This window comes from Micromonospora sp. NPDC005163 (assembly GCF_053599835.1).
The window spans coordinates 46388-65245 of sequence record NZ_JBSFYP010000018.1 but is presented as its reverse complement, the minus strand read 5'-3'; the positions used below and the strand labels follow the sequence as shown (position 1 = coordinate 65245).

At 72.5% G+C, this 18858-nt stretch carries 20 protein-coding genes and 2 pseudogenes; 6 read left to right on the top strand and 16 right to left on the bottom strand.

All coding sequences use genetic code 11. The features are described from left to right. Window positions 1–10: 10 nt before the first annotated feature. Together ACWD6N_RS14980 and ACWD6N_RS14975 are read right to left on the bottom strand one after the other, a co-directional pair. A complete protein-coding gene (locus tag ACWD6N_RS14980; protein ID WP_354964284.1) occupies window positions 11–172 on the bottom strand; it encodes a hypothetical protein in 162 nt (53 codons plus the stop codon). Between the two features lie 81 nt (window positions 173–253). After that, window positions 254–3208, bottom strand: coding sequence for an ATP-binding protein (locus ACWD6N_RS14975; RefSeq protein ID WP_354964283.1), 2955 nt, complete (start codon window positions 3206–3208; stop codon window positions 254–256). A 174-nt stretch (window positions 3209–3382) separates the two neighbouring features. On the opposite strand from ACWD6N_RS14975, the pseudogene ACWD6N_RS14970 reads away from it, so the two are divergent. Next, a pseudogene (locus ACWD6N_RS14970) lies at window positions 3383–3550 on the top strand (hypothetical protein); the annotation flags it as partial. Window positions 3551–3746: 196 nt separating this feature from the next. Here ACWD6N_RS14970 and ACWD6N_RS14965 read toward each other — a convergent pair. Continuing rightward, the gene (locus ACWD6N_RS14965) at window positions 3747–4247 is read right to left on the bottom strand and encodes a GNAT family N-acetyltransferase (protein ID WP_354964282.1); all 501 of its coding nucleotides are present in this window, start codon (window positions 4245–4247) and stop codon (window positions 3747–3749) included. A gap of 75 nt (window positions 4248–4322) precedes the next feature. Further along, window positions 4323–4784 (bottom strand): cyclic nucleotide-binding domain-containing protein, encoded by a 462-nt coding sequence (locus ACWD6N_RS14960; protein ID WP_354964281.1) that lies wholly within the window; start codon window positions 4782–4784, stop codon window positions 4323–4325. Window positions 4785–5093: 309 nt separating this feature from the next. Between ACWD6N_RS14960 and ACWD6N_RS14955 the strand changes: the two genes are divergently transcribed. Further along, the gene (locus ACWD6N_RS14955) at window positions 5094–5975 is read left to right on the top strand and encodes a universal stress protein (protein ID WP_450004917.1); all 882 of its coding nucleotides are present in this window, start codon (window positions 5094–5096) and stop codon (window positions 5973–5975) included. On the opposite strand, the gene ACWD6N_RS14950 is transcribed toward ACWD6N_RS14955, so the two are convergent. Both ACWD6N_RS14950 and ACWD6N_RS14945 read right to left on the bottom strand, forming a co-directional pair. After that, complete coding sequence (locus tag ACWD6N_RS14950; RefSeq protein WP_387325627.1) at window positions 5905–6603, bottom strand: FMN reductase; 699 nt, start codon at window positions 6601–6603, stop codon at window positions 5905–5907. The two genes, ACWD6N_RS14955 and ACWD6N_RS14950, sit on opposite strands and share 71 nt — an antisense overlap. Next, window positions 6600–7739, bottom strand: coding sequence for an LLM class flavin-dependent oxidoreductase (locus ACWD6N_RS14945; protein WP_354964278.1), 1140 nt, complete (start codon window positions 7737–7739; stop codon window positions 6600–6602). Before ACWD6N_RS14945 ends, ACWD6N_RS14950 begins: the two co-directional genes overlap by 4 nt. Before the next feature lie 173 nt (window positions 7740–7912). Here ACWD6N_RS14945 and ACWD6N_RS14940 point away from each other — a divergent pair. Together ACWD6N_RS14940 and ACWD6N_RS14935 are read left to right on the top strand one after the other, a co-directional pair. Continuing rightward, window positions 7913–8044: pseudogene (locus ACWD6N_RS14940) on the top strand (DUF3224 domain-containing protein); the annotation flags it as partial. A 47-nt stretch (window positions 8045–8091) separates the two neighbouring features. After that, window positions 8092–8214 carry a DUF3224 domain-containing protein gene (locus tag ACWD6N_RS14935; protein ID WP_354964340.1) on the top strand — a complete coding sequence of 41 codons (123 nt, stop codon included), beginning with the start codon at window positions 8092–8094 and terminating at the stop codon, window positions 8212–8214. Window positions 8215–8230: 16 nt separating this feature from the next. Here ACWD6N_RS14935 and ACWD6N_RS14930 read toward each other — a convergent pair whose 3' ends face one another. The 3 genes from ACWD6N_RS14930 to ACWD6N_RS14920 form a co-directional block, all read right to left on the bottom strand. Then, window positions 8231–8497 (bottom strand): ubiquitin-like small modifier protein 1, encoded by a 267-nt coding sequence (locus ACWD6N_RS14930; RefSeq protein ID WP_354964277.1) that lies wholly within the window; start codon window positions 8495–8497, stop codon window positions 8231–8233. Window positions 8498–8507: 10 nt separating this feature from the next. Continuing rightward, entirely contained in the window at window positions 8508–9593 is a 1086-nt protein-coding gene (locus tag ACWD6N_RS14925; protein ID WP_354964276.1) for a WD40/YVTN/BNR-like repeat-containing protein, read from the bottom strand. Between the two features lie 85 nt (window positions 9594–9678). Beyond that, window positions 9679–10314: a DNA-3-methyladenine glycosylase gene (locus tag ACWD6N_RS14920; RefSeq protein ID WP_354964275.1), complete on the bottom strand. Its 636-nt coding sequence runs from the start codon at window positions 10312–10314 to the stop codon at window positions 9679–9681. A gap of 99 nt (window positions 10315–10413) precedes the next feature. Here ACWD6N_RS14920 and ACWD6N_RS14915 point away from each other — a divergent pair, with 99 nt between their 5' ends. Beyond that, the gene (locus ACWD6N_RS14915; protein WP_354964274.1) at window positions 10414–10839 is read left to right on the top strand and encodes a DNA-binding protein; all 426 of its coding nucleotides are present in this window, start codon (window positions 10414–10416) and stop codon (window positions 10837–10839) included. Between the two features lie 101 nt (window positions 10840–10940). Further along, window positions 10941–11294, top strand: a complete 354-nt coding sequence (locus tag ACWD6N_RS14910; RefSeq protein ID WP_354964273.1) for an MmcQ/YjbR family DNA-binding protein — start codon at window positions 10941–10943, stop codon at window positions 11292–11294. Window positions 11295–11340: 46 nt separating this feature from the next. On the opposite strand, the gene argH is transcribed toward ACWD6N_RS14910, so the two are convergent. The 7 genes from argH to argJ are packed head-to-tail and all read right to left on the bottom strand — an operon-like array spanning window position 11341 to window position 18855. After that, window positions 11341–12804: an argininosuccinate lyase gene (gene argH, locus ACWD6N_RS14905; protein ID WP_354964272.1), complete on the bottom strand. Its 1464-nt coding sequence runs from the start codon at window positions 12802–12804 to the stop codon at window positions 11341–11343. An 8-nt stretch (window positions 12805–12812) separates the two neighbouring features. Beyond that, entirely contained in the window at window positions 12813–14024 is a 1212-nt protein-coding gene (locus ACWD6N_RS14900) for an argininosuccinate synthase (protein WP_387325634.1), read from the bottom strand. Continuing rightward, window positions 14021–14536: an arginine repressor gene (locus ACWD6N_RS14895; protein WP_074318603.1), complete on the bottom strand. Its 516-nt coding sequence runs from the start codon at window positions 14534–14536 to the stop codon at window positions 14021–14023. Before ACWD6N_RS14895 ends, ACWD6N_RS14900 begins: the two co-directional genes overlap by 4 nt. Continuing rightward, on the bottom strand, window positions 14533–15480 hold the full coding sequence (gene argF / locus ACWD6N_RS14890) for an ornithine carbamoyltransferase (protein ID WP_387325637.1): 948 nt from the start codon (window positions 15478–15480) through the stop codon (window positions 14533–14535). The genes ACWD6N_RS14895 and argF overlap by 4 nt, the downstream gene beginning before the upstream one ends. Beyond that, window positions 15477–16748 carry an acetylornithine transaminase gene (locus tag ACWD6N_RS14885; protein ID WP_354964269.1) on the bottom strand — a complete coding sequence of 424 codons (1272 nt, stop codon included), beginning with the start codon at window positions 16746–16748 and terminating at the stop codon, window positions 15477–15479. Before ACWD6N_RS14885 ends, argF begins: the two co-directional genes overlap by 4 nt. Continuing rightward, window positions 16745–17686 carry an acetylglutamate kinase gene (gene argB / locus ACWD6N_RS14880; protein ID WP_354964268.1) on the bottom strand — a complete coding sequence of 314 codons (942 nt, stop codon included), beginning with the start codon at window positions 17684–17686 and terminating at the stop codon, window positions 16745–16747. The genes ACWD6N_RS14885 and argB overlap by 4 nt, the downstream gene beginning before the upstream one ends. Further along, window positions 17683–18855: a bifunctional glutamate N-acetyltransferase/amino-acid acetyltransferase ArgJ gene (gene argJ / locus ACWD6N_RS14875; RefSeq protein WP_354964267.1), complete on the bottom strand. Its 1173-nt coding sequence runs from the start codon at window positions 18853–18855 to the stop codon at window positions 17683–17685. Before argJ ends, argB begins: the two co-directional genes overlap by 4 nt. Window positions 18856–18858: the final 3 nt, after the last annotated feature.

Below are 18858 nucleotides of genomic sequence, written 5' to 3'. Positions count from 1 at the left end.
GTCCTTTGACCTACAGGGGTTGATAGGGGTCGTGGTTCTTGTGGTCGTCGGCACCGTCGGCACCGTCGGCGTCGGGGGCGTCGGGGGCGCTGACGCGCGGCTCGCGGGACAGCTCGGGTGGTGGCTGGTGCTCGATGGCGGAGTCGTCACGCGCGACAGGTCGCTCAGGCATGCATTGCCGTAGGGCTATGGATCATGGAGTCATGCTCGGGGGGGACGAGTGTCCGTCGCTATCCAGTGGATACGTCAATTTTCACGACGGGTCGTCGAGGGAGTCCTCTTCTGCGAACACTCCGGCCTCCACTGCCTTGACCGCGAGCGCGGTCCGGGAGGTCACCTTCAACTTGCGCATCGCCGCACGCAGCTGTTGATCCACCGTGGCCGGTGACTTGGCCAGAATCCGGCTGATCTCCCGGTTGGTCATGCCGGCGACAACCAGTCGGACCACGTCGAGCTCACGAGGTGAGAGCCGGTCGCCGTACCCCCGTCGACCGCCGCGCCACAATCGCGGGACCTCGGCGCCGTGTTCGCGAAGCCGCTGTGCGACACGGTCCGCATCGCCGCGGGCTCCGAGCCTGAACAGTTGCTCGTACTGTGCGGCCAGCAGCTCTCGGCCCTGTTCGATCTGGCCTTGCGCCACGAGTGCCTCGGCTTGACGCTCGCGGGCGAGCATGGCGTCGTAGGGGCGCGGCAACGCGTTCCAGGCGCGCGCCGCCCGGTCGTATGCCGTCGCCGCGCGGGCGTGGTCTCCGGCTGCGGCGAACAGCAGAGCACGGCATACGGTGAGGGCGGCGCGAGGCGCAGGCGCCGTACGGCCACGCAGTCCTCTGGCGAACTGGTCGCCCAGGCGTGCAGCGGCCTTCAGGTCGCCCGCGGCGAGGTGCGCCTCAATCCGGGCGGGGACGAGGTCCGTGGCCCAGACCCAGATGCCTTTTCTCCGGACGGTGTCCATCGGCTCGTTCGTGATCTGCAGCGCCCGGCCGCTGTTTCCGTCCGTCAGCCACAGTCTGGCCAGCGCAGCGGCGGCCTCCATCGTGTCGTCGGCTGCGCCGAGACGGGCAGACTCCTCGAGGACCAGCCGGAACTGCTCCTCCGCAGCGCGCCGCCGTCCGGCTGCGGCTGCCAGCCGGGCCGCGAGGCGAATGCTGCCGAGGTAGTACGCCGGCCGGTCTCGGTCGGCATCGGCGAGTGCCGCGCTTCGCTCCGCGAGACCCTCCCACCGGCCGGTGAGCCACGCCAGGTTGGCCTGTTCGAGTCGGACGTTGTGTTGCAGCCGGAACGCCTGCTCGGCCTCGGCAAGGCGCATGGCCACGGCGAGGTGTTTTTCCGCGTCGGCGTACCGACCCCAGATCAGTGCGCCGGTCCCGACATTTGCGTGGATGCGGGCCACGTCGAGACGCTCCGCCGAGGTCGCGCCGTCGATGGGCAGGTCAGCGACGACGTCCCAGGCCTCCTCGTCGCCGAGCATGAGCAATGCAGCGGCTTGGTTGCCGGCCAGGTTCAGCCGCTCTGCGGGAGAATCGAATTCGGCGGTCAGCTCAGCGGCGCGATCCAGCCAACGCCGATGGGTCGACGCCGGCCACGGTCCCGCATAGGCCCATCCTAGATAGGTCATTGCCCGAGCCGCCTCGACCGGGTCATGGTCGAGGTTGGCCACCGCTTGCTCGAGCTCGCTGAGTGCGGCCTGCGCCTCACCCCCGGTGATCAGGAGCCGACCCAGGGGGTTGCGGATCTCGGCCTGCTGGCGGGCGGAGAGACCGGGGGTCTCCAGCACCGAGCGCAAGGTACGGATCACGCGGTGGTAGACCTCGTCGACCGGTTCACGACGGCCCAGTGCGGCAACTCCGGCGATGCGCGCGACTCGTGCCCGATCCGTCGGCGGCAACACGGCCCACGACAACAGATCGACCAGCAAGTCGACCGCCTTGGTGTGGTCACCCGAGGCCATGGCCAGCTCGGCACCCTGCTCGGCGTACCGCGCCCAGGACTGCGTCTCGCCCGCCTCACGGAAGTGGTGGGCAAGGCGTGCGACAGGCGGCGGATGGATGTCCTCCAAGGCCCGGCCGGCCAGCAGGTGGAAGTGTCTGCGGTCGGTCAACGGGATCGCTTCGTAGACAGCCGTGGCGGCCAGCACATGCCGGAATCGCCACTGGCCGCGGTCGTCTCCGTCCAGGACGCCGGCGCTGGCCGACTCCGCGATAGCGCCGCGACACGCAGCTGGTGACAGACCGGCGGTCACCGCGATCGTGGCCACCGATGTCCGCTCAGCCAACGTCGCCGCCGCTCGCAACACCTGCTGCGCCGTCGGCGACAGACGGCCCACCCGCTCCCGGGTGGAGTCGCGCACCGTTGGCGGCACCTGTAGCTCGCGCAGCTTCAGCCGGACCCACTGTCCGTCGCGGAAGACCAGGTCGGCGCGGTCGCACATGAGGCGAACCGACTCCTCCAGCGCCAGAGGAACGCCACCGGTCCGCTCGTGCATGAACGTCGTGAACTCCTGCGATATCGGGTTGCCGTCCAACATCGAGGACACCAGCGCTGCCGTGTCGTTGGGTCGCATCGGCGCCAGGGCGATCCTCAGCTGGGTCACGCCAGCAGGCAACCGGGACGTCAGCCGCAGCAACAGCGATCCGACGTCCACCTCCTCCGGCCGATAGGAGATCACGAGGCTCGGCCCGTCCGATTGCTGTCGGGAGGTGACGAACAGCAGGAACTCCAAGGTCACCTCGTCGGCCCAGTGCGCGTCCTCGAGCACGAGAACGTCGACACGCAGGGCCCGCAGCAGCTCGTCCAGGGCGCGGAACAGGCGATGCCGTGCCGCCTTCGCATCGTCCAAGGGCGGCAGTGCGGGCGGCAGGTCCGAGGACCATTCAGGGAACAGGGGCCGTAACGCACCCGCAAGCTCGGTGAGCCGCAATCGCGACACCGGGCGGTCGATCCCACGGAACGCGTCGACGATCGGCCCCAACGTCAGCGACTCGCGAAGCGGTGGGCACACCGAGACCAAGGCAGTGCGCTGGTCCGGCGCGGCCAACCACTCTCGCAGCAGTCGGCTCTTCCCGATCCCCGCCTCGCCCTCTACCAGCACGATCGCCGGTGGCCGGGCCAAGGCGGCCCTGAGCGCCGCCAGCTCCCGATCACGACCCACGAAATCCGGCGTAGAAACCGTCGGTGAAGCCCGGTCGTCCTCGGGCGAGGGGTCGAGCATGCGTGATGATCTCGCTTTTCGATGCTCGTGCGCAAGTAGCATCGCGGCGACTGAAGGCCCTCGCGCTCGACCTGTGCGGCACCCCGCCGCACCCACACCTGTTCGCCAGCCTGCCCGACACCGGACGTCAGACGCTTCCCACCACCGCCGGATACAGGCCGGACCTATCGGGAGCTGACGCGGCAGGGCGCAGGCCTCACCGAGGCCCGGCGCCGCCGCGGCAAGACCGACGCCATCGATGCCGAAACAGCAGCTCGAGCAGTCCTTTCCGGCAGAGCTACCGCCCTCGCCAAGGCAGGCGACGGCCATGTCGAGCGGATACGGCTGTTCAAGCTGGCCAAAGCCTCGGCCACCAAATCACGAGCGCAGGCCATCAACCAGCTCAAAGCCGTCCTCGTTGACGCCGACCCGGCGCTGTGCGACTCGATGACCGGGCTCAGTAGCCCCAAGCTCATCCGCCGATGCGCCGACCTGGACCCGGGCCAGCCGGACATCACGATCATCACCGAGTGGCTCTGACCGGCTTATGCAACACGCCTTAGTGCCCACCCTGCTCAGGGGCGTCGGCGGGCAGCTCCAGCAGCCACTCCGCGACCTCGGCGCCGCGGCCGTTGGCGTACCCCGAGTCCTCGCCGACCACCACGAAGCCGCACTTGCGGAGCACCGCGAGCGACGCGGCGTTGTCCTTGGCGGCGCGGGCCCACACCGGCCGGGGCAGCTCGCGCAGCAGGGCGGCCAGGGCTGCGGTGGCGTAACCCCGACCCCAGCGGGTCGGGTCGATCCAGTAGCTGACCTCGGTGCGGTCACCCACCGGGAAGGCGGTGACGTGGCCGACCACCTCGCCGGCGACCTCGACGGTGCGGACCCGGTTCGCCGGGTCGGTGAGCACCCGCGCCCAGTGCCGGGCGAACTCGCGGTGGTCGGACGGGTCGACGGGGCCGAACGCGGCCATCCGGTTGGCCTCCGGATCCTGCTGGTGCAGGAAGAACTCGACGAGGTCGTCCTCGCGGACCGGGCGCAGCTGCACGTCGGAGGTCATCGGCCGAGGGTACGCGGCGGGACCTCCGGCCCGCCGACCGTACCGTCCGGCGGGGGTACCTGCGGACCGGTGCGTCTACTGACTCGGGTAGCCGTACAGCTCCAGCAGCCGGCCCCGCGACGCCTGGAGGCGGTCCACCACGACGGCCATGAACCGGAGGGTGACCTGCCGAGCCAGGGCATCATCGGATTCGATCAGCCGCCGAACACCCTCAGCCGCGAACTCGAGCGTCGTGGTGCGGCGCACCGCGACCGCGCCGAACTGCCACCGGTACGGCGGGAAGATCCAGGACCAGCCGAGCACTCCGCCCGCGCCGATGGGCTCGATGCCGACGTCGCCCCGACCGGGCACCGGGAAGTCCAGCGCCACCTCTCCACCGGAGATCAGCCAGAACCGTTCGGCCGGCTGTCCGGCGCGGAACACCCGGTGCCCGGGGTGCCACACCACCGGTCGGGCGTACCCGGTGAGTCTCGGCAGCCACTCCTGCGGCAGGCCGGCCAGGAAGGGATGCTCCCGGAGCAGATCCAGTGGGGTCATGGTGCGGTCCCTTCCGTCGCGGCGATCGGTCCCTGCTCCATCCGACTCCTTTCGGGTACACCGCGCGAGGGCCATTGGTCCCGGGCCCCACGGGCGCAACGCCTCTGCCGTGCGTGATTCCGCGGCGGGAGGGTGGGACGAGGCGGGATCCTTCCGCTGTTCCCTCGTCCGCGCCGGCCCCTTCCCGGCCGGCGCGGACCCACGCCGGACCGGGCGTGACACCGCGTCCTGCGCCGGCCAGACGGCGCGTCCCGGCACCGCGGCGGTGGTGCGCGGTCGACAATGACCTGACCGACCCTGGGAGTGCCGATGAACCGACCTGTCGTGGTGGGTGTGGACGGATCGCCGTCCAGCCTCGTCGCCGCCGAGCACGCGGCCCGCGCCGCCCTGCTCCGGGCCCGGCCGCTGCTTCTGGTGCACGGCTACCTGCACCCACTCGGGTACGGCGTGCCGCTCAACCCGTACGACCTCGGGGTGCCGGCGCCCTCCGAGGAGGCGCAGAAGATGTTGGAGCGGACGGCGGCCGACCTGACCGACCGCTGGCCCGGCCTCACCGTCGAGGTGCGCCAGATCGCCGGCGGCCCCGGCGCGACGATGGTCGAGGAATCCCGCCGGGCCGAGCTCGTGGTGGTGGGCAGCCGAGGGATTGGCGGGTTCGCCGGCCTGCTGCTCGGGTCGGTCGGCGCGCAGGTGGCCGCGCACGCGCACTGCCCGGTGCTGGTCGTGCGCCCGGATGAGCAGCCGATCCCGATGGACGCGCCGGTGCTGGTCGGCGTGGACGGGTCGGAGTCGTCCCGGCTCGCGGTGGGGTACGGCGCCGACGAGGCGGCACGTCGCGAGGTCCCGCTGGTGCTGGTGCATGTCAGCCCGGCGGCCGGCGACCGGTCGGTGCCGGACGGGGTGGAGGAGTCTCAGGCCGCGTACCAGGCCGAGGCGGTGCGGCTGCTGGCCGACGCCTCCCTCACCGTTCGGGCGGAGCATCCTGGCCTGCTGGTGCGAGAACATCCGGTCCGGGCGGCCGGGCCGGCCCAGGGGCTCATCGAGGCGAGCGGCACCGCGTCGCTGCTGGTCGTGGGCACCCGGGGCCGGCACGGATTCATCGGAATGCTGCTCGGCTCGGTCAGCCAGGCGGCGATCCAGCACGCGCACTGCCCGGCGCTGGTGGCGCACCCGTACGACCGGGCGGGGTGACCGGGGCGTCGTCGGCCCGGCCGAGCATCTGCAGGAAGTCGGTGGTGAGAGCGAACGGGTCGGCCGGGCCGGTGGCCGGTAGTCGACGCTCGACCTGGTCGGCCAACTCCCCGGCCGCACGTCTGATCCGGGCCCGCAGCGCGCCGTCGGCGGTGCCGTCGGACCAGTCCTCCGGGGCGGCGAAGACCGCCGTGGGGACCACGACCGCCCGCAGGTAGCTGAACATCGGGCGGACGGCGTGCTCCAGCGCCAACGAGTGCCGGGCGGTGCCGCCGGTGGCCCCGATCAACACCGGCCGGTCGACCAGCGACTCGGCGTCCAGCACGTCGAAGAAGGACTTGAACAACCCGTTGTACGACGCGCTGAAGATCGGGGTCACGGCGATGATCCCGTCAGCACCGGTCACCGCGTCGATGGCCCCGCGCAGTGCGGTCGGCGGGAAACCGGTGAGCATGTTGTTCACCACGTCGTGGGCGTACTCCCGCAGGTCGACGACGCGCAGCTCCACCTCGGAGCCGCGCCGGACCAACTCGTCGCGGGTGGCCGCGGCGAGCTGGTCGGCGAGCAGCCGGGTCGACGAGGGCTGGCTCAGCCCCGCGGAGACCACGGCCAGGGTGCGGTGGGTCATCGCGCCACCTCCGGCGCCTTGCCCGTCACGTCGTCGACGGCGTGGACGGTTTTGTCCTTGGCGCCGCCCGCCGTGGCGACCAGCGACGCGTGCGTGGGCGCCTCCGGCACGTGCGCCGGACGCAGCGCGGCGAACTCCTTGCGCAGCACCGGCACGACCTCCTCGCCGAGCAGGTCGAGCTGCTCCAGGACCGTCTTGAGGGGCAGCCCGGCGTGGTCCATCAGGAACAGCTGCCGCTGATAGTCGCCGACGTACTCCCGGAAGCCCAGCGTGCGGTCGATGACCTGCTGCGGGCTGCCCACGGTCAGCGGGGTCTCCCGGGTGAACTCCTCCATCGACGGCCCGTGGCCGTAGACCGGGGCGTTGTCGAAGTACGGACGGAACTCCCGGACCGCGTCCTGCGAGTTGCGCCGCATGAACACCTGCCCGCCGAGGCCGACGATGGCCTGGTCGGCGGAGCCGTGGCCGTAGTGCGCGTACCGCTCGCGGTAGAGCTCGATCATCCGCTGGGTGTGCTCCTTGGGCCAGAAGATGTGGTTGGCGAAGAAGCCGTCACCGTAGTACGCGGCCTGCTCGGCGATCTCCGGGCTGCGGATCGAGCCGTGCCAGACGAACGGGGGCACCCCGTCGAGCGGGCGCGGCGTCGAGGTGAACGACTGCAGCGGAGTGCGATGGCGCCCCTTCCAGTCGACCACGTCCTCGCGCCACAGCCGGCGCAGCAGGTCGTAGTTCTCGATCGCCAGCGGAATGCCGGCGCGGATGTCCTTGCCGAACCACGGGTAGACCGGGCCGGTGTTGCCACGGCCCATCATCAGGTCCACCCGGCCGTCGGCGAGGTGCTGGAGCATCGCGTAGTCCTCGGCGATCTTCACCGGGTCGTTCGTCGTGATCAGCGTCGTCGCGGTCGACAGCAGCAGCCGCTCGGTACGCGCCGCGATGTAACCGAGCATGGTGGTCGGCGACGAGGGCACGAACGGCGGGTTGTGGTGCTCGCCGGTGGCGAAGACGTCCAGACCGACCTCTTCGGCCTTCAACGCGATGGCGACCATCGCCTTGATCCGCTCATGCTCGGTCGGCTCCCGACCGGTGGTCGGGTCGACCGTGACGTCGCCGACGGTAAAGACTCCGAACTGCATGACCAGCTCCTCGCGTGACTACCGGGTCCGTCGTGGTACCCGAACATTGCGCACAACTTATTTGACGGCGCAACTATTCCGCTGGCGGACGGTTCCCCGGTGGCGCCGGTCACGTCCGCGGCCGGTCACGCCGCCCGGAACGTGACGGAAGGTGTCAGTCACTCGGGGACGGCATGACCGAACGCGCCGGGGGGGCCACCAGCCGCACTCGGATCCTGATGTGCCGCACGCCGGTGGAGACGTCGGCGGCGTACGTGGGGTTCGAGCGGTTGACCGGCTCGCTCGCCGGCCGGGTCGGCGGTTTCGTGCTGCACCACGGTCCAGGCCAGGGCCAAGCCGTCGCCGTCGCCGCCTGGCCTGGACCGTGGTGCCGGACTCGGGCACCGGCGAGCTGCGTGGCCTGCGCGGCGGCGGGCAGATCATCGGTGGCCCGGACGGCGGCCACGCCTGCCTGCTCGACTACGACCTGACCTGACCGCCGCCCGGCCGGCTCAGCCGCCGGCGACCGAGGGCAGCACCTGCACCTCGGCGTCATCGCCGACCGGGGTGGCCAGCCCGCCGGAGTGCCGGCAATCCTCCCCGTCGACGTAGACGTTGACGTAGCGACGCAACTCGCCGCGCTCGTCGCGGATTCGCCGGGCCAGCCGCGGGTGGTCGGCGGCCAGTTCGTCGAGGACCGCCCCCAGCGTCCCGGCCGCGGTGACGCTCAACCGGCTGGCGCCGCCGGCCTCGCCGCGCAGCGGACCGGGCAGCAGCACGGTGACCACCTCACACCGCCGCGGCCCGGACGCTGAGCACGTCGGGCAGGTGCGCCGCCACCAACGACCAGGAGTCGCCCTCGTCGCGACTCGCGTAGACCTCGCCGGAGCGGGTGCCGAAGTAGACCCCGCCCGGGGTGGCGTCGTCGGCGCACATCGCGTCGCGCAGCACCGCCGGGTAGAACGGGCCCTCGGGCAGCCCCACCGACAGCGGCTCCCACTTGCCACCGGCGTCCGCGGAGCGGAACACCCGGCAGCGGTGGTCGGTGGGGAACCGCTCGCTGTCGGCTACCAGCGGGAACGTCCACACCGTCCCGGCACGCCCGGGGTGGGACACCATCGCGAAGCCGAAGTCGCTGGGGAGCCCGTCGGCGATCGAGGACCAGGTGCGGCCGTCGTCGTCGGAGCGGTAGACGCCGTGGTGGTTCTGCGCGTATAGCCGCTCGGGGTTGCCGGCGTCCCGCGCGACCTTGTGGACACACTGGCCGAACTCCGGCCACTCGTCGGGCATGAAGTAGGCGCGGATGCCGGTGTTGCCCGGCGCCCAGCTCGCCCCGGCGTCCTCCGAGCGGTAGACCCCGCCGGTGGACATCGCGACCAGCAGCCGAGCCGGGTCACGCGGGTGGGGCAGCACGGTGTGCACGGCCTGGCCGCCGAAGCCGGCCCCCCACTCAGGGCGGTGCGGATGGTCCCAGAGCGACCGGACCAGCTCGAAGCTGCGGCCACCGTCGGTGGACCGGAACAGCGCCGAGGGCTCGGTGCCGGCCCAGACCACGTCCGGCTCGTCGGGGCCGGCCGGCATCAGCTGCCAGACCCGCCCGAGGGTCGCGCCCGTGTCGGCCGGGAAGGCGACCGGGGCCTGGTCGGGCTCGTCCCACGAGGCGCCGAGGTCGTCGCTGGTGGCCACGCTGGGCCCGAAGTGTGAGCTGGTCACCCCGGCGAGCAGCCGCGGGGTGGGGCGGCGGGTGTCGACCGCGACCGCGTAGACGCCGGTCATCGGGAAGTGTGGGCCGGTGATCTCCCAACTGCGCCGGTCGTCGGCGCTGGTGGCGAGAAACAATCCCTTGGCCGTGCCGATCGCGAGCAGCGTTGCCATGACGTCCTCCGAACCGTCGGTGAGCAGGTGCGGTGATTATGGCCACACCCCCCGACAGATTCGCCAGGGCACACGCCGTGGTCGCTCAGCGCCGGGCGCGGGGCACGTGCCGGCGGTACGCGCTGACCGTCGGGTCGCCGTCCAGCCAGAACCGCCACGGCAGGTCGTGCGCTCCGGTCACGCCGACCCGTGGACCGGCGGCGACCGCCTCCGCCGGCACCGGTCCCGCCGGAGGGCGCAACCGGACCGGCCCGTCGCCGAGCAGGTACCCGCCGTACGCGGCGCGGTCGATGCCGAGCGTGGCGCAGAGCCGAGCCGGCCCCCGGGCCAGGTCCACGTCCCGACGTACGGCCGGTCGGCGGGCCCGTGCCGTGTCCAGCCCGTCGACCACCGCGCCGGCGCGCAGCAGCACCGCGGCGGCCTCCCCCTCGACCCCGGTGACCACGTTCATGCACCAGTGCATGCCGTAGGTGAAGTAGACGTAGGTGTGCCCGGCCGGCCCGAACATCACGGCGTTGCGCGGGGTGCGCCCGCGGTACGCGTGTGAGGCCGGGTCCCCGGCCGTGCCGGCGTACGCCTCGACCTCGGTGATCCGGACGGTGACCCCGCCGGCGTGCAGCAGACAGCCGAGCAGCCCGCGCGCGGCCGGCAGCAGCGGGCCGGCGAGCAGATCCGCCAGCGTCGCCAGGTCGGCGTCACGGTCACCGGGCAGCAGGTCCATGGCCCGACGGTACCCAGCCCACCGCCCGGTCGCCGCAGCCGGGCGCAGGTCTTTCAACAATCTGTTGACAAGGCCTCGTTGATGGGTTGTGATCGGGGTATGACGACGAACGACCCGTTCACCGCGCCGGACCCGGCCCGCGCCCGCACCCACCGCACCCACGAGGCGCTGCAACGGATCAGCGAGCGGCACGCCGGCACCGAAGCCCGACGAGGGCGTTGGGCCCACCCGTACGTGCTGGATCCGTGGGAGGCGGTGGCCCTGGTCACCGCGCTGGCCGCGGGCGGGGCCGAGCGCGAGCCCACGGAGGAGCCGGTCGACGGCGCCGACCTCACCGCCGCGCTGACCCTGCTGCCGCACGTCCGCGCGGAGCTGGACGCCCTGGAGGCCGGCCTGTTGACGCTGGCCCGCGACCGAGGGCTGACCTGGCAGGCCATCGCGTACGGGCTGGGCCTGGGCAGCGCGCAGGCCGCCCGGCAGCGTTACGAGCGGGTCGCCGCCCGCTCGGCCGACCAGACCGGCTGACCCCGCCACCCCTCAGAGGTGGCGACCCGACCGGCACGGCGCGCGCCGACCAGCGGCCGGGCGGGCAGACTGTGCGCACGACGATTCCGGGAGGAGGCACCATGGAGCGCGCGGAGATGCTGGCGTACTGCCTTGCCAAGCCGGGAGCGTGGCTGGACCGGCCGTGGGAGGGCGACGAGGTGGTGAAGGTGGGCAGCCGGATCTTCGCGTTCCTCGGCAACGGGGACGGCAACCCGACCATCGGCGTGAAGTGCGGCCCGACCCGCGAGGTGGCCGACGAGTGGCTGCACCGGCACCCCGACGACGCCCGGGTGATGGCCTACATCGGCCGGTCCGGGTGGAACACGCTGCGCCTGGACGGCGGGATCGACGAGGAGGAGCTCTCCGAGGCCGTCGACGCGTCGTACGACATGGTCGTCGCCAAGCTTCCGAAGCGGGAGCACCCGACGGCCTGAGCCGGCCGCGGCGCCGGAAGCGGGCAGCTCCGGCGCCACGGCGAGATCAGCGCGGGACGACCCGCTCGGTGGCCCACTCCCGCCAGCCGACCAGCCGGTCCGCGGCGGCGGCGAGCTGGTCGGCGACCGGCCCGGGGCCGGTCGAGCCGGGGGTGGTCCGGGCCGCGAGGGCCGAACGGACCGAGAGCACGTCGCGCACCGACGGGTCGAGGTGGTCGCTGACCGCGGCCAGATCGGCGTCGGAGACCTCCTCCAGCTCGCAGTCCCGGACAGCGCAGAGCGCCACCAGACGTCCGGTGATCTCGTGCGCGTCACGGAACGGCACGCCCTTGCGGACGAGCCAGTCGGCCACCTCGGTGGCCAGCGAGAAGCCGACCGGCGCGGCGGCCACCAGACGGTCCACGTGGACCGTCATCGTGGAGATCATTCCCGCCAGGGCCGGGAGCAGCAGTTCCAGCGTGTCGACCGCGTCGAAGGCCGGCTCCTTGTCCTCCTGCATGTCCCGGTCGTAGGTCATCGGCAGACCCTTGAGCATGGTCAGCACGGTCATCAGCCCGCCGACCAGCCGACCGGACTTGCCCCGGGCCAGCTCGGCGATGTCCGCGTTCTTCTTCTGCGGCATGATCGACGAACCGGTCGCGAACGCGTCGTCCAACTCCACCCAGCCGAACTCGTGCGAGGTCCAGAGCACCACCTCCTCGCCGAGCCGGGACAGGTGCACCCCGATCATGGCGGTGGTGAAGAGGAACTCGGCGACGAAGTCCCGGTCGGCGACGGCGTCCATCGAGTTGGCGAACGACGTGCGGAAGCCGAGCTCCTTCGCCACCGCCACCGGGTCCAGCGGCAGCCCGGAGCCGGCCAGCGCGCCGGCGCCGAGCGGACTGATCGCCGCGCGGTGGTCCCAGTCGCGCAGCCGCTCCAGGTCGCGCAGCAGCGGCTGTACGTGGGCGAGCAGCCAGTGCCCGAAGGTGACCGGCTGGGCGTGCTGAAGGTGGGTCATGCCGGGCGCGGCGGTGTCGACGTGCCGCTCGGCCTGCTCGACCAGCGCCTCGGCCAGCTCCACCAGCCGGCTGGCCACACCCCGGGCGTGGTCGCGCAGGTAGAGCCGCAGGTCCGTGGCGACCTGGTCGTTGCGGGACCGGCCGGCGCGCAGCTTGCCCCCGAGGCTGCCCAGCCGCTCCAGGAGCCCGCGCTCCAGCGCGGTGTGCACGTCTTCGTCGTCAACGGTGGGCCGGAACGACCCGGACGCGCAGGCGGCCTCCAGGTCGTCCAGGGCCGCCAGGATCCGGCCCAGCTCCTCGGGGTCGAGCAGGCCGGCGCCCGCCAGGACCCGCGCGTGCGCCCGGGAACCGGCGATGTCGTACGGGGCCAGGCGCCAGTCGAACTGCACGCTCACCGACAGCCGGGCGAGCGCCTCGGCGGGACCGCCGGCGAACCGGCCACCCCACAGGCTCGTCCGGTTGGTGGCGGCGCTGTTCTCGGTCAGGCTCTTGTCGTCCACGCCGCCCATTGTGGGGCTCACTGGCCGGAGTCGCCCAGCCGGGCGTTCCGCGCGGCGGCCATCCGGCTCGGCAGGCCCCACAGCTGCACGAAACCCTTCGCCAGGGACTGGTCGAAGGTGTCGCCGGTGTCGTAGGTGGCCATCCCGAAGTCGTAGAGGCTCGCCTCGGAGCGCCGACCGGTGACGGTGGCCCGACCGCCGTGCAGGGTCATCCGCACCTCGCCGCTGACGTGCCGCTGCGCGTCGTCGATGAAGGCGTCCAGCGAGTCCTTCAGCGGCGAGAACCACAGGCCGTCGTAGACCAGCTCACCCCAGCGCTGGTCGACGCCCCGCTTGAACCGGGCCAGGTCCCGCTCCACGGTGACCGCCTCCAGCTCCTGGTGGGCGGTGATCAGCGCGATCGCGCCGGGAGCCTCGTACACCTCGCGGCTCTTGATGCCGACCAGCCGGTCCTCGACCATGTCGAGCCGGCCCACACCCTGCGCGCCGGCGCGCCGGTTCAGCTCCAGGATCGCCTGGTACGGGGTGACCGTCTCACCGTCGATGGCGACCGGCACGCCGCCGTCGAAGGTGATCACGACCTCGTCGGCGTCGCGGTCCTGCGCCGGGTCGGAGGTGTACGAGTAGAGGTCCTCGATCGGCGCGTTCCAGATGTCCTCCAGGAAGCCGGTCTCCACCGCGCGGCCCCACAGGTTCTGGTCGATGGAGTACGGAGACTTGGCCGACACGTCGATCGGCAGCCCCTTCTCCTCGGCGAACGCGATCGCCTTGTCCCGGGTCCAGGCGAAATCCCGGGCCGGCGCAATGATCTTCAGGTCGGGCGCGAGCGCGTTCAGGCCGACCTCGAACCGGACCTGGTCGTTGCCCTTGCCGGTGCAGCCGTGCGAGACGATCGTCCCGCCGTGCTTGCGCGCCGCGGCCACCAGGTGCTTGACGATCAGCGGCCGGGACAGCGCCGATACCAGCGGGTAGCGGTCCATGTAGAGGGCGTTCGCCCGGATGGCCGGCAGGCAGTAGTCGGCGGCGAACTCGTCGCGCGCGTCGACCACCTCCGACTCGGCGGCGCCGCAGTCCAGCGCACGCTGCCGGATGGCGTCGAGGTCCTCACCGCCCTGCCCGACGTCGACCGCCACCGCGATCACCTCGGCGCCGGTCTGCTCGGCCAGGTAAGGAATGGCGACGGAGGTGTCGAGACCTCCGGAGTATGCCAGGACGACCCGCTCGGTCATGGTGTCGTGCTCCCTTCAACGTTGTCTTCCCTGCGGGCCCAGCCGGCGAGCTTCTCGCCGAGTGCGGCCCCGCCGACGGCCTCGCGGGCCACGACGAGGATGGTGTCGTCGCCGGCGATGGTGCCGACGATCTCGGGCAGGCCCGCTCGGTCCAACGCGCTGGCCAGGTACTGGGCTGCGCCCGGCGGGGTACGCAGCACGGCGATGTTGCCGCTGGAGTCGACCCCGTTGAGCAGCTCGCGCAGCAGCCGCACCAGCCGGGCGGGGGCCGCCTCGGCGTCGCGCAGCGGCCGGTGGCCGTCCTCGGGGATCAGGTAGACCGCCGGCCCGTCGCCGCCGCGCACCTTGACCGCGCCCAGCTCCTCCAGATCCCGGGAGAGGGTGGCCTGGGTGACTCCGACGCCGTCGGCGGCGAGCAGGTCGGCCAGCTCGGTCTGCGAGCGGACGGCCTTGTCACGGATCAGCTCCACGATTCGGGCGTGCCGCGCGGCGCGGGTCAGCGGGGCGGTCACCGGGGCTCCCCGATCGTCGCGGCCCCGGCGCCCACCAGGAACGCCAGCAGCGCCTTCTGGGCGTGCAGCCGGTTCTCCGCCTGATCGAAGACCGCGCTCTGCGGACCGTCGAGCACCTCGTCGGTGATCTCCTCGCCGCGGTGCGCGGGCAGGCAGTGCAGCACGATCGCTTCCGGCGCGGCCTGGCCGAGCAGCTCCTTGTTGACCTGGTAGGGCAGGAACGGGGTGATCCGGTCCAGCCCGTCGTCCTCCTGCCCCATCGAGGTCCAGGCGTCGGTGGCCACCACGTCGGCGTCGCGTACCGCCTGGGCCGGATCGGTCAGCACCCGCACCGACCCGCCGGTGCCGGCGGCGATCTCCGCCGCCCGGCTCACCACGGTCGGATCCGGTGCGAAGCCGGCCGGCCCGGCGACCCGCACGTGCATCCCGGCGGTCGCCCCGGCCAGCAGGTACGACTGCGCCATGTTGTTCGCGCCGTCCCCCACGTAGGTCAGGGTGCGGCCGGCCGTGCCGCCGCACCGCTCGCGCACGGTGAGCAGGTCGGCCAGCAGCTGGCAGGGGTGGAAACCGTCGGTGAGCGCGTTGATCACCGGCACGCTCGCGCCCGCCGCCACCTCGGCGATCCGGTCGTCGCCGTGGGTGCGCAGCACGATGGCCGCGACGTAACGGGACAGCACCCGCCCGGCGTCGGCCAGCGACTCGCCCCGGCCGAAGTGGGTGACCTGGGTGTCCACCACGAGCGGGTGCCCGCCCAACTCGGCGATCCCGACGTCGAACGAGATCCGGGTGCGCAGGCTCTGCTTGTCGAAGAGCACCGCCACCGAGCGCGGCCCGGACAGCGGCCGATGGCCGAACCGGTCCGCTTTCATCCGCGCCGCCAGGTCGAGCACGGTGGACTGCTCGGCGGGCGAGAGATCGTCGTCGCGCAGAAAATGCCGGCTCATGCGGTCGTCCCCGTCGTGGTCGTGGTCGGCGTCGAGATCTTGGAAGATGCCGACCCCTGCAGGGGCGCTTTCGCTCCAAGATCTGCGCTGCCGGCGGCTGCCGGAGCCGCCGCGGCCAGGGCGGCGGGTAGCGCGGCGAGGAAGGCGTCCGCCTGGGCGGTCGTGAGGATCAGCGGCGGGGCCAGCCGGACCACGCCCGGCTGCACCGGGTTGACCAGGAAGCCGGCCTCGCGCAGCGCCTCGCTGAGCACCTTCGCCACCGGCGCGGTGAGCGCCACACCGAGCAGCAGGCCGGCGCCGCGCACACCGGCCACCAGCGGGTGACCCAGTGTCTCGATCCCGCTGCGCAGCCGCTCGCCGACCCTCTTCACGTGATCGAGCAACCCCTCGTTGGCGATGGTCGCCACCACGGCGAGCGCGGCGGCGCAGCTGACTGGGTTGCCGCCGAAGGTGGTGCCGTGCGAGCCGGGGGTGAGCAGATCGGCGGCCCGGCCGAACGCCAGCGTGGCGCCGAGGGGCAGCCCGCCGCCCAGCCCCTTGGCCAGGGTGACCACGTCCGGCTCCACGCCCTCGGCCTGATGGGCGAACCAGTGCCCGGTACGGCCGATGCCGGTCTGCACCTCGTCGAGCACCAGCAGTGCCCCGTGTCGTGCGGTGATCCGCCGCGCGGCGGCGAGGTAACCGGCCGGCGGTACGACCACGCCGTTCTCACCCTGGATCGGCTCCAGGATCACCATGGCGGTCGCGTCGGTGACCGCGGCCTCGAGGGCGGCGACGTCGCCGTAGTCGACGTGGGTCACCTCACCGGGCAGCGGCCGGAACGGGTCGGCCTTGGCTGGCTGGCCGGTCAGCGCGAGAGCCCCCATGGTCCGGCCGTGGAACCCGCCCCGCGTGGCCACCACGTGGCTGCGGCCGGTGCGCCGGGAGAGCTTGAACGCCGCCTCGTTCGCCTCCGCGCCGGAGTTGGCGAAGAAGACCCGGCCGGGCCGGCCGGCGAGCGCCAGCAGCAGCTCGGCCAGCGCGACCGGCGGCTCGGCCACGTAGAGGTTGGAGACGTGCCCGAGGGTGGCGACCTGCTTCGAGACGGCGGCCACCACGGCCGGGTGGGCGTGGCCGAGGGCGTTCACCGCGATCCCGCCCACCAGGTCGAGGTACTCCCGGCCGGCGTCGTCGACCACGACGGCGCCGGCGCCGGAAACCAGCGCCATCGGCGGCGTGCCGTAGTTGTCCATCATGGACTGCGACCAACGCTGTACGAGCGTACTCATGACGGAACCGAGCCTTCCTTGTTCGCGACTGCGGGGCTCGCAAGCTCACTCCTCGCGCTCACGACCATCGTTCCGAACCCTTCCGAGGTGAACACCTCGAGCAACGTGGAGTGCGCCACCCGACCGTCGACGACGTGCGCGGCGGGGACTCCCCCGCGCACCGCCCGCAGGCAGGCCTCCATCTTCGGCACCATTCCCGACTCGAGGCTGGGCAGCAGCGTGGCGAGGTCGTCCGCGGCGATCTCGGAGACCAGGCTGGTGGTGTCCGGCCAGTCGGCGTACAGGCCGGCCACGTCGGTGAGGACGACCAGCTTGCGGGCCTGCAACGCGACGGCCAGCGCGGCGGCGGCGGTGTCCGCGTTGAGGTTGTGCAGCACCCCGTCGGCGTCCGGCGCGACCGTGGAGATCACCGGGATCCGGCCGGCCGTGATCAGGTCGGTCACCGCCGACACGTCCACCGACTCGACGTCGCCGACCTGGCCGACGTCGACCGGCAGCCCGTCCACGTACGCCGGGCGGCGCACCGCGGTGAACAGCCGGGCATCCTCGCCGGAGAGGCCGACGGCGAAGGGCCCGTGTGAGTTGATCAGCCCGACCAGTTCCCGGCCCACCTGCCCGACCAGCACCATCCGGACCACGTCCATCGCCTCGGCGGTGGTCACCCGCAGGCCGCCACGGAACTCGCTGGCGATGCCGAGCCGGCCCAGCATGGCGGAGATCTGCGGGCCGCCGCCGTGCACCACCACCGGCTTGAGACCGGCGTACCGCAGGAAGACCATGTCGGCGGCGAACGCCCGCTGCAACTCGGGGTCGGTCATGGCGTTGCCGCCGTACTTGACCACCACCGTGGAGCCGGAGAAGCGTGCCAGCCAGGGCAGCGCCTCGATCAGCGTCTCCGCCTTGACCTGGGCGCGGGTGAGGTCGGTGCTCAGGCTCATGTGGAGTACGCCGAGTTCTCGTGCACGTACGCGTGGGACAGGTCGTTGGTCCAGATCGTCGCGGCCGACGTGCCGGCGTGCAGGTCGATCCGGATGGTCACGTCCCGCCCGGTCAGGTCGACCTTCGAGCGGTCCTCGGCGGCGCCGCCGCCCCGGCACACCCACACCCCGTTGACGGCCACGTCCACCCCGTCCGGCTCGAACGCGGCGGTGGTGGTGCCGACCGCGGCGAGGATCCGCCCCCAGTTCGGGTCGTTGCCGAACAGCGCGGTCTTGACCAGGTTGTTGCGGGCCACCGTGCGGCCCACCTCGACCGCGTCGTCCTCGTCGGCGGCGCCGACCACGTCGATGGCGATCTGCTTGGTGGCGCCCTCGGCGTCGGCGACCAGCTGCTGGGCCAGGTCGTGGCAGGCCGCGGTGACCGCGGCGGCCAGCTCGGCCGGCGTCGGCTCGATGCCGCTCGCGCCGCTGGACAGCAGGAGCACCGTGTCGTTGGTCGACATGCAGCCGTCGGAGTCGACCCGGTCGAAGCTGACCCGGGTGGCCGCGCGCAGCACCTCGTCCAGCATCGCTGGCCCGGCCACCGCGTCGGTGGTCAGGACGCAGAGCATGGTGGCCATCCCCGGCGCGAGCATCCCGGCGCCCTTGGCCATTCCGCCGACCGTCCAGCCGCTGCCCCGGGCCACCGTGGTCTTCGATCGGGTGTCCGTGGTCATGATGGCCTCGGCGGCGGCGGTGCCGCCGTCGCGGGACAACCCCCGGATCGCCGAGCGGACGCCGGGCAGCAGCTTCGGCATCGGGAGTCGCTCACCGATCAGCCCCGTGGAGCAGACCGCCACCTCCCCCGCGCCGAGTATCAGCCGCGGGCTGACCGAGGTCAGCGCGGCGGCGGTGTGCTCGGCGGTGGCGTGGGTGTCCTGGAAGCCGGCCGGGCCGGTGCAGGCGTTGGCGCCACCGGAGTTGAGCACGACCGCGCGGACCACGCCGCCGTGCACGACCTGCTGGGTCCAGAGCACCGGCGCGGCCTTGATCCGGTTGGTGGTGAAGACACCGGCGACGCCGGCGTCCGGGCCGTCGTTGACCACCAGCGCGATGTCGGTGCCACCGCTGGCCTTGAGGCCGGCGGCCACGCCGGCGGCCCGGAACCCCCGTGGGGTGGTGACGCTCACGGT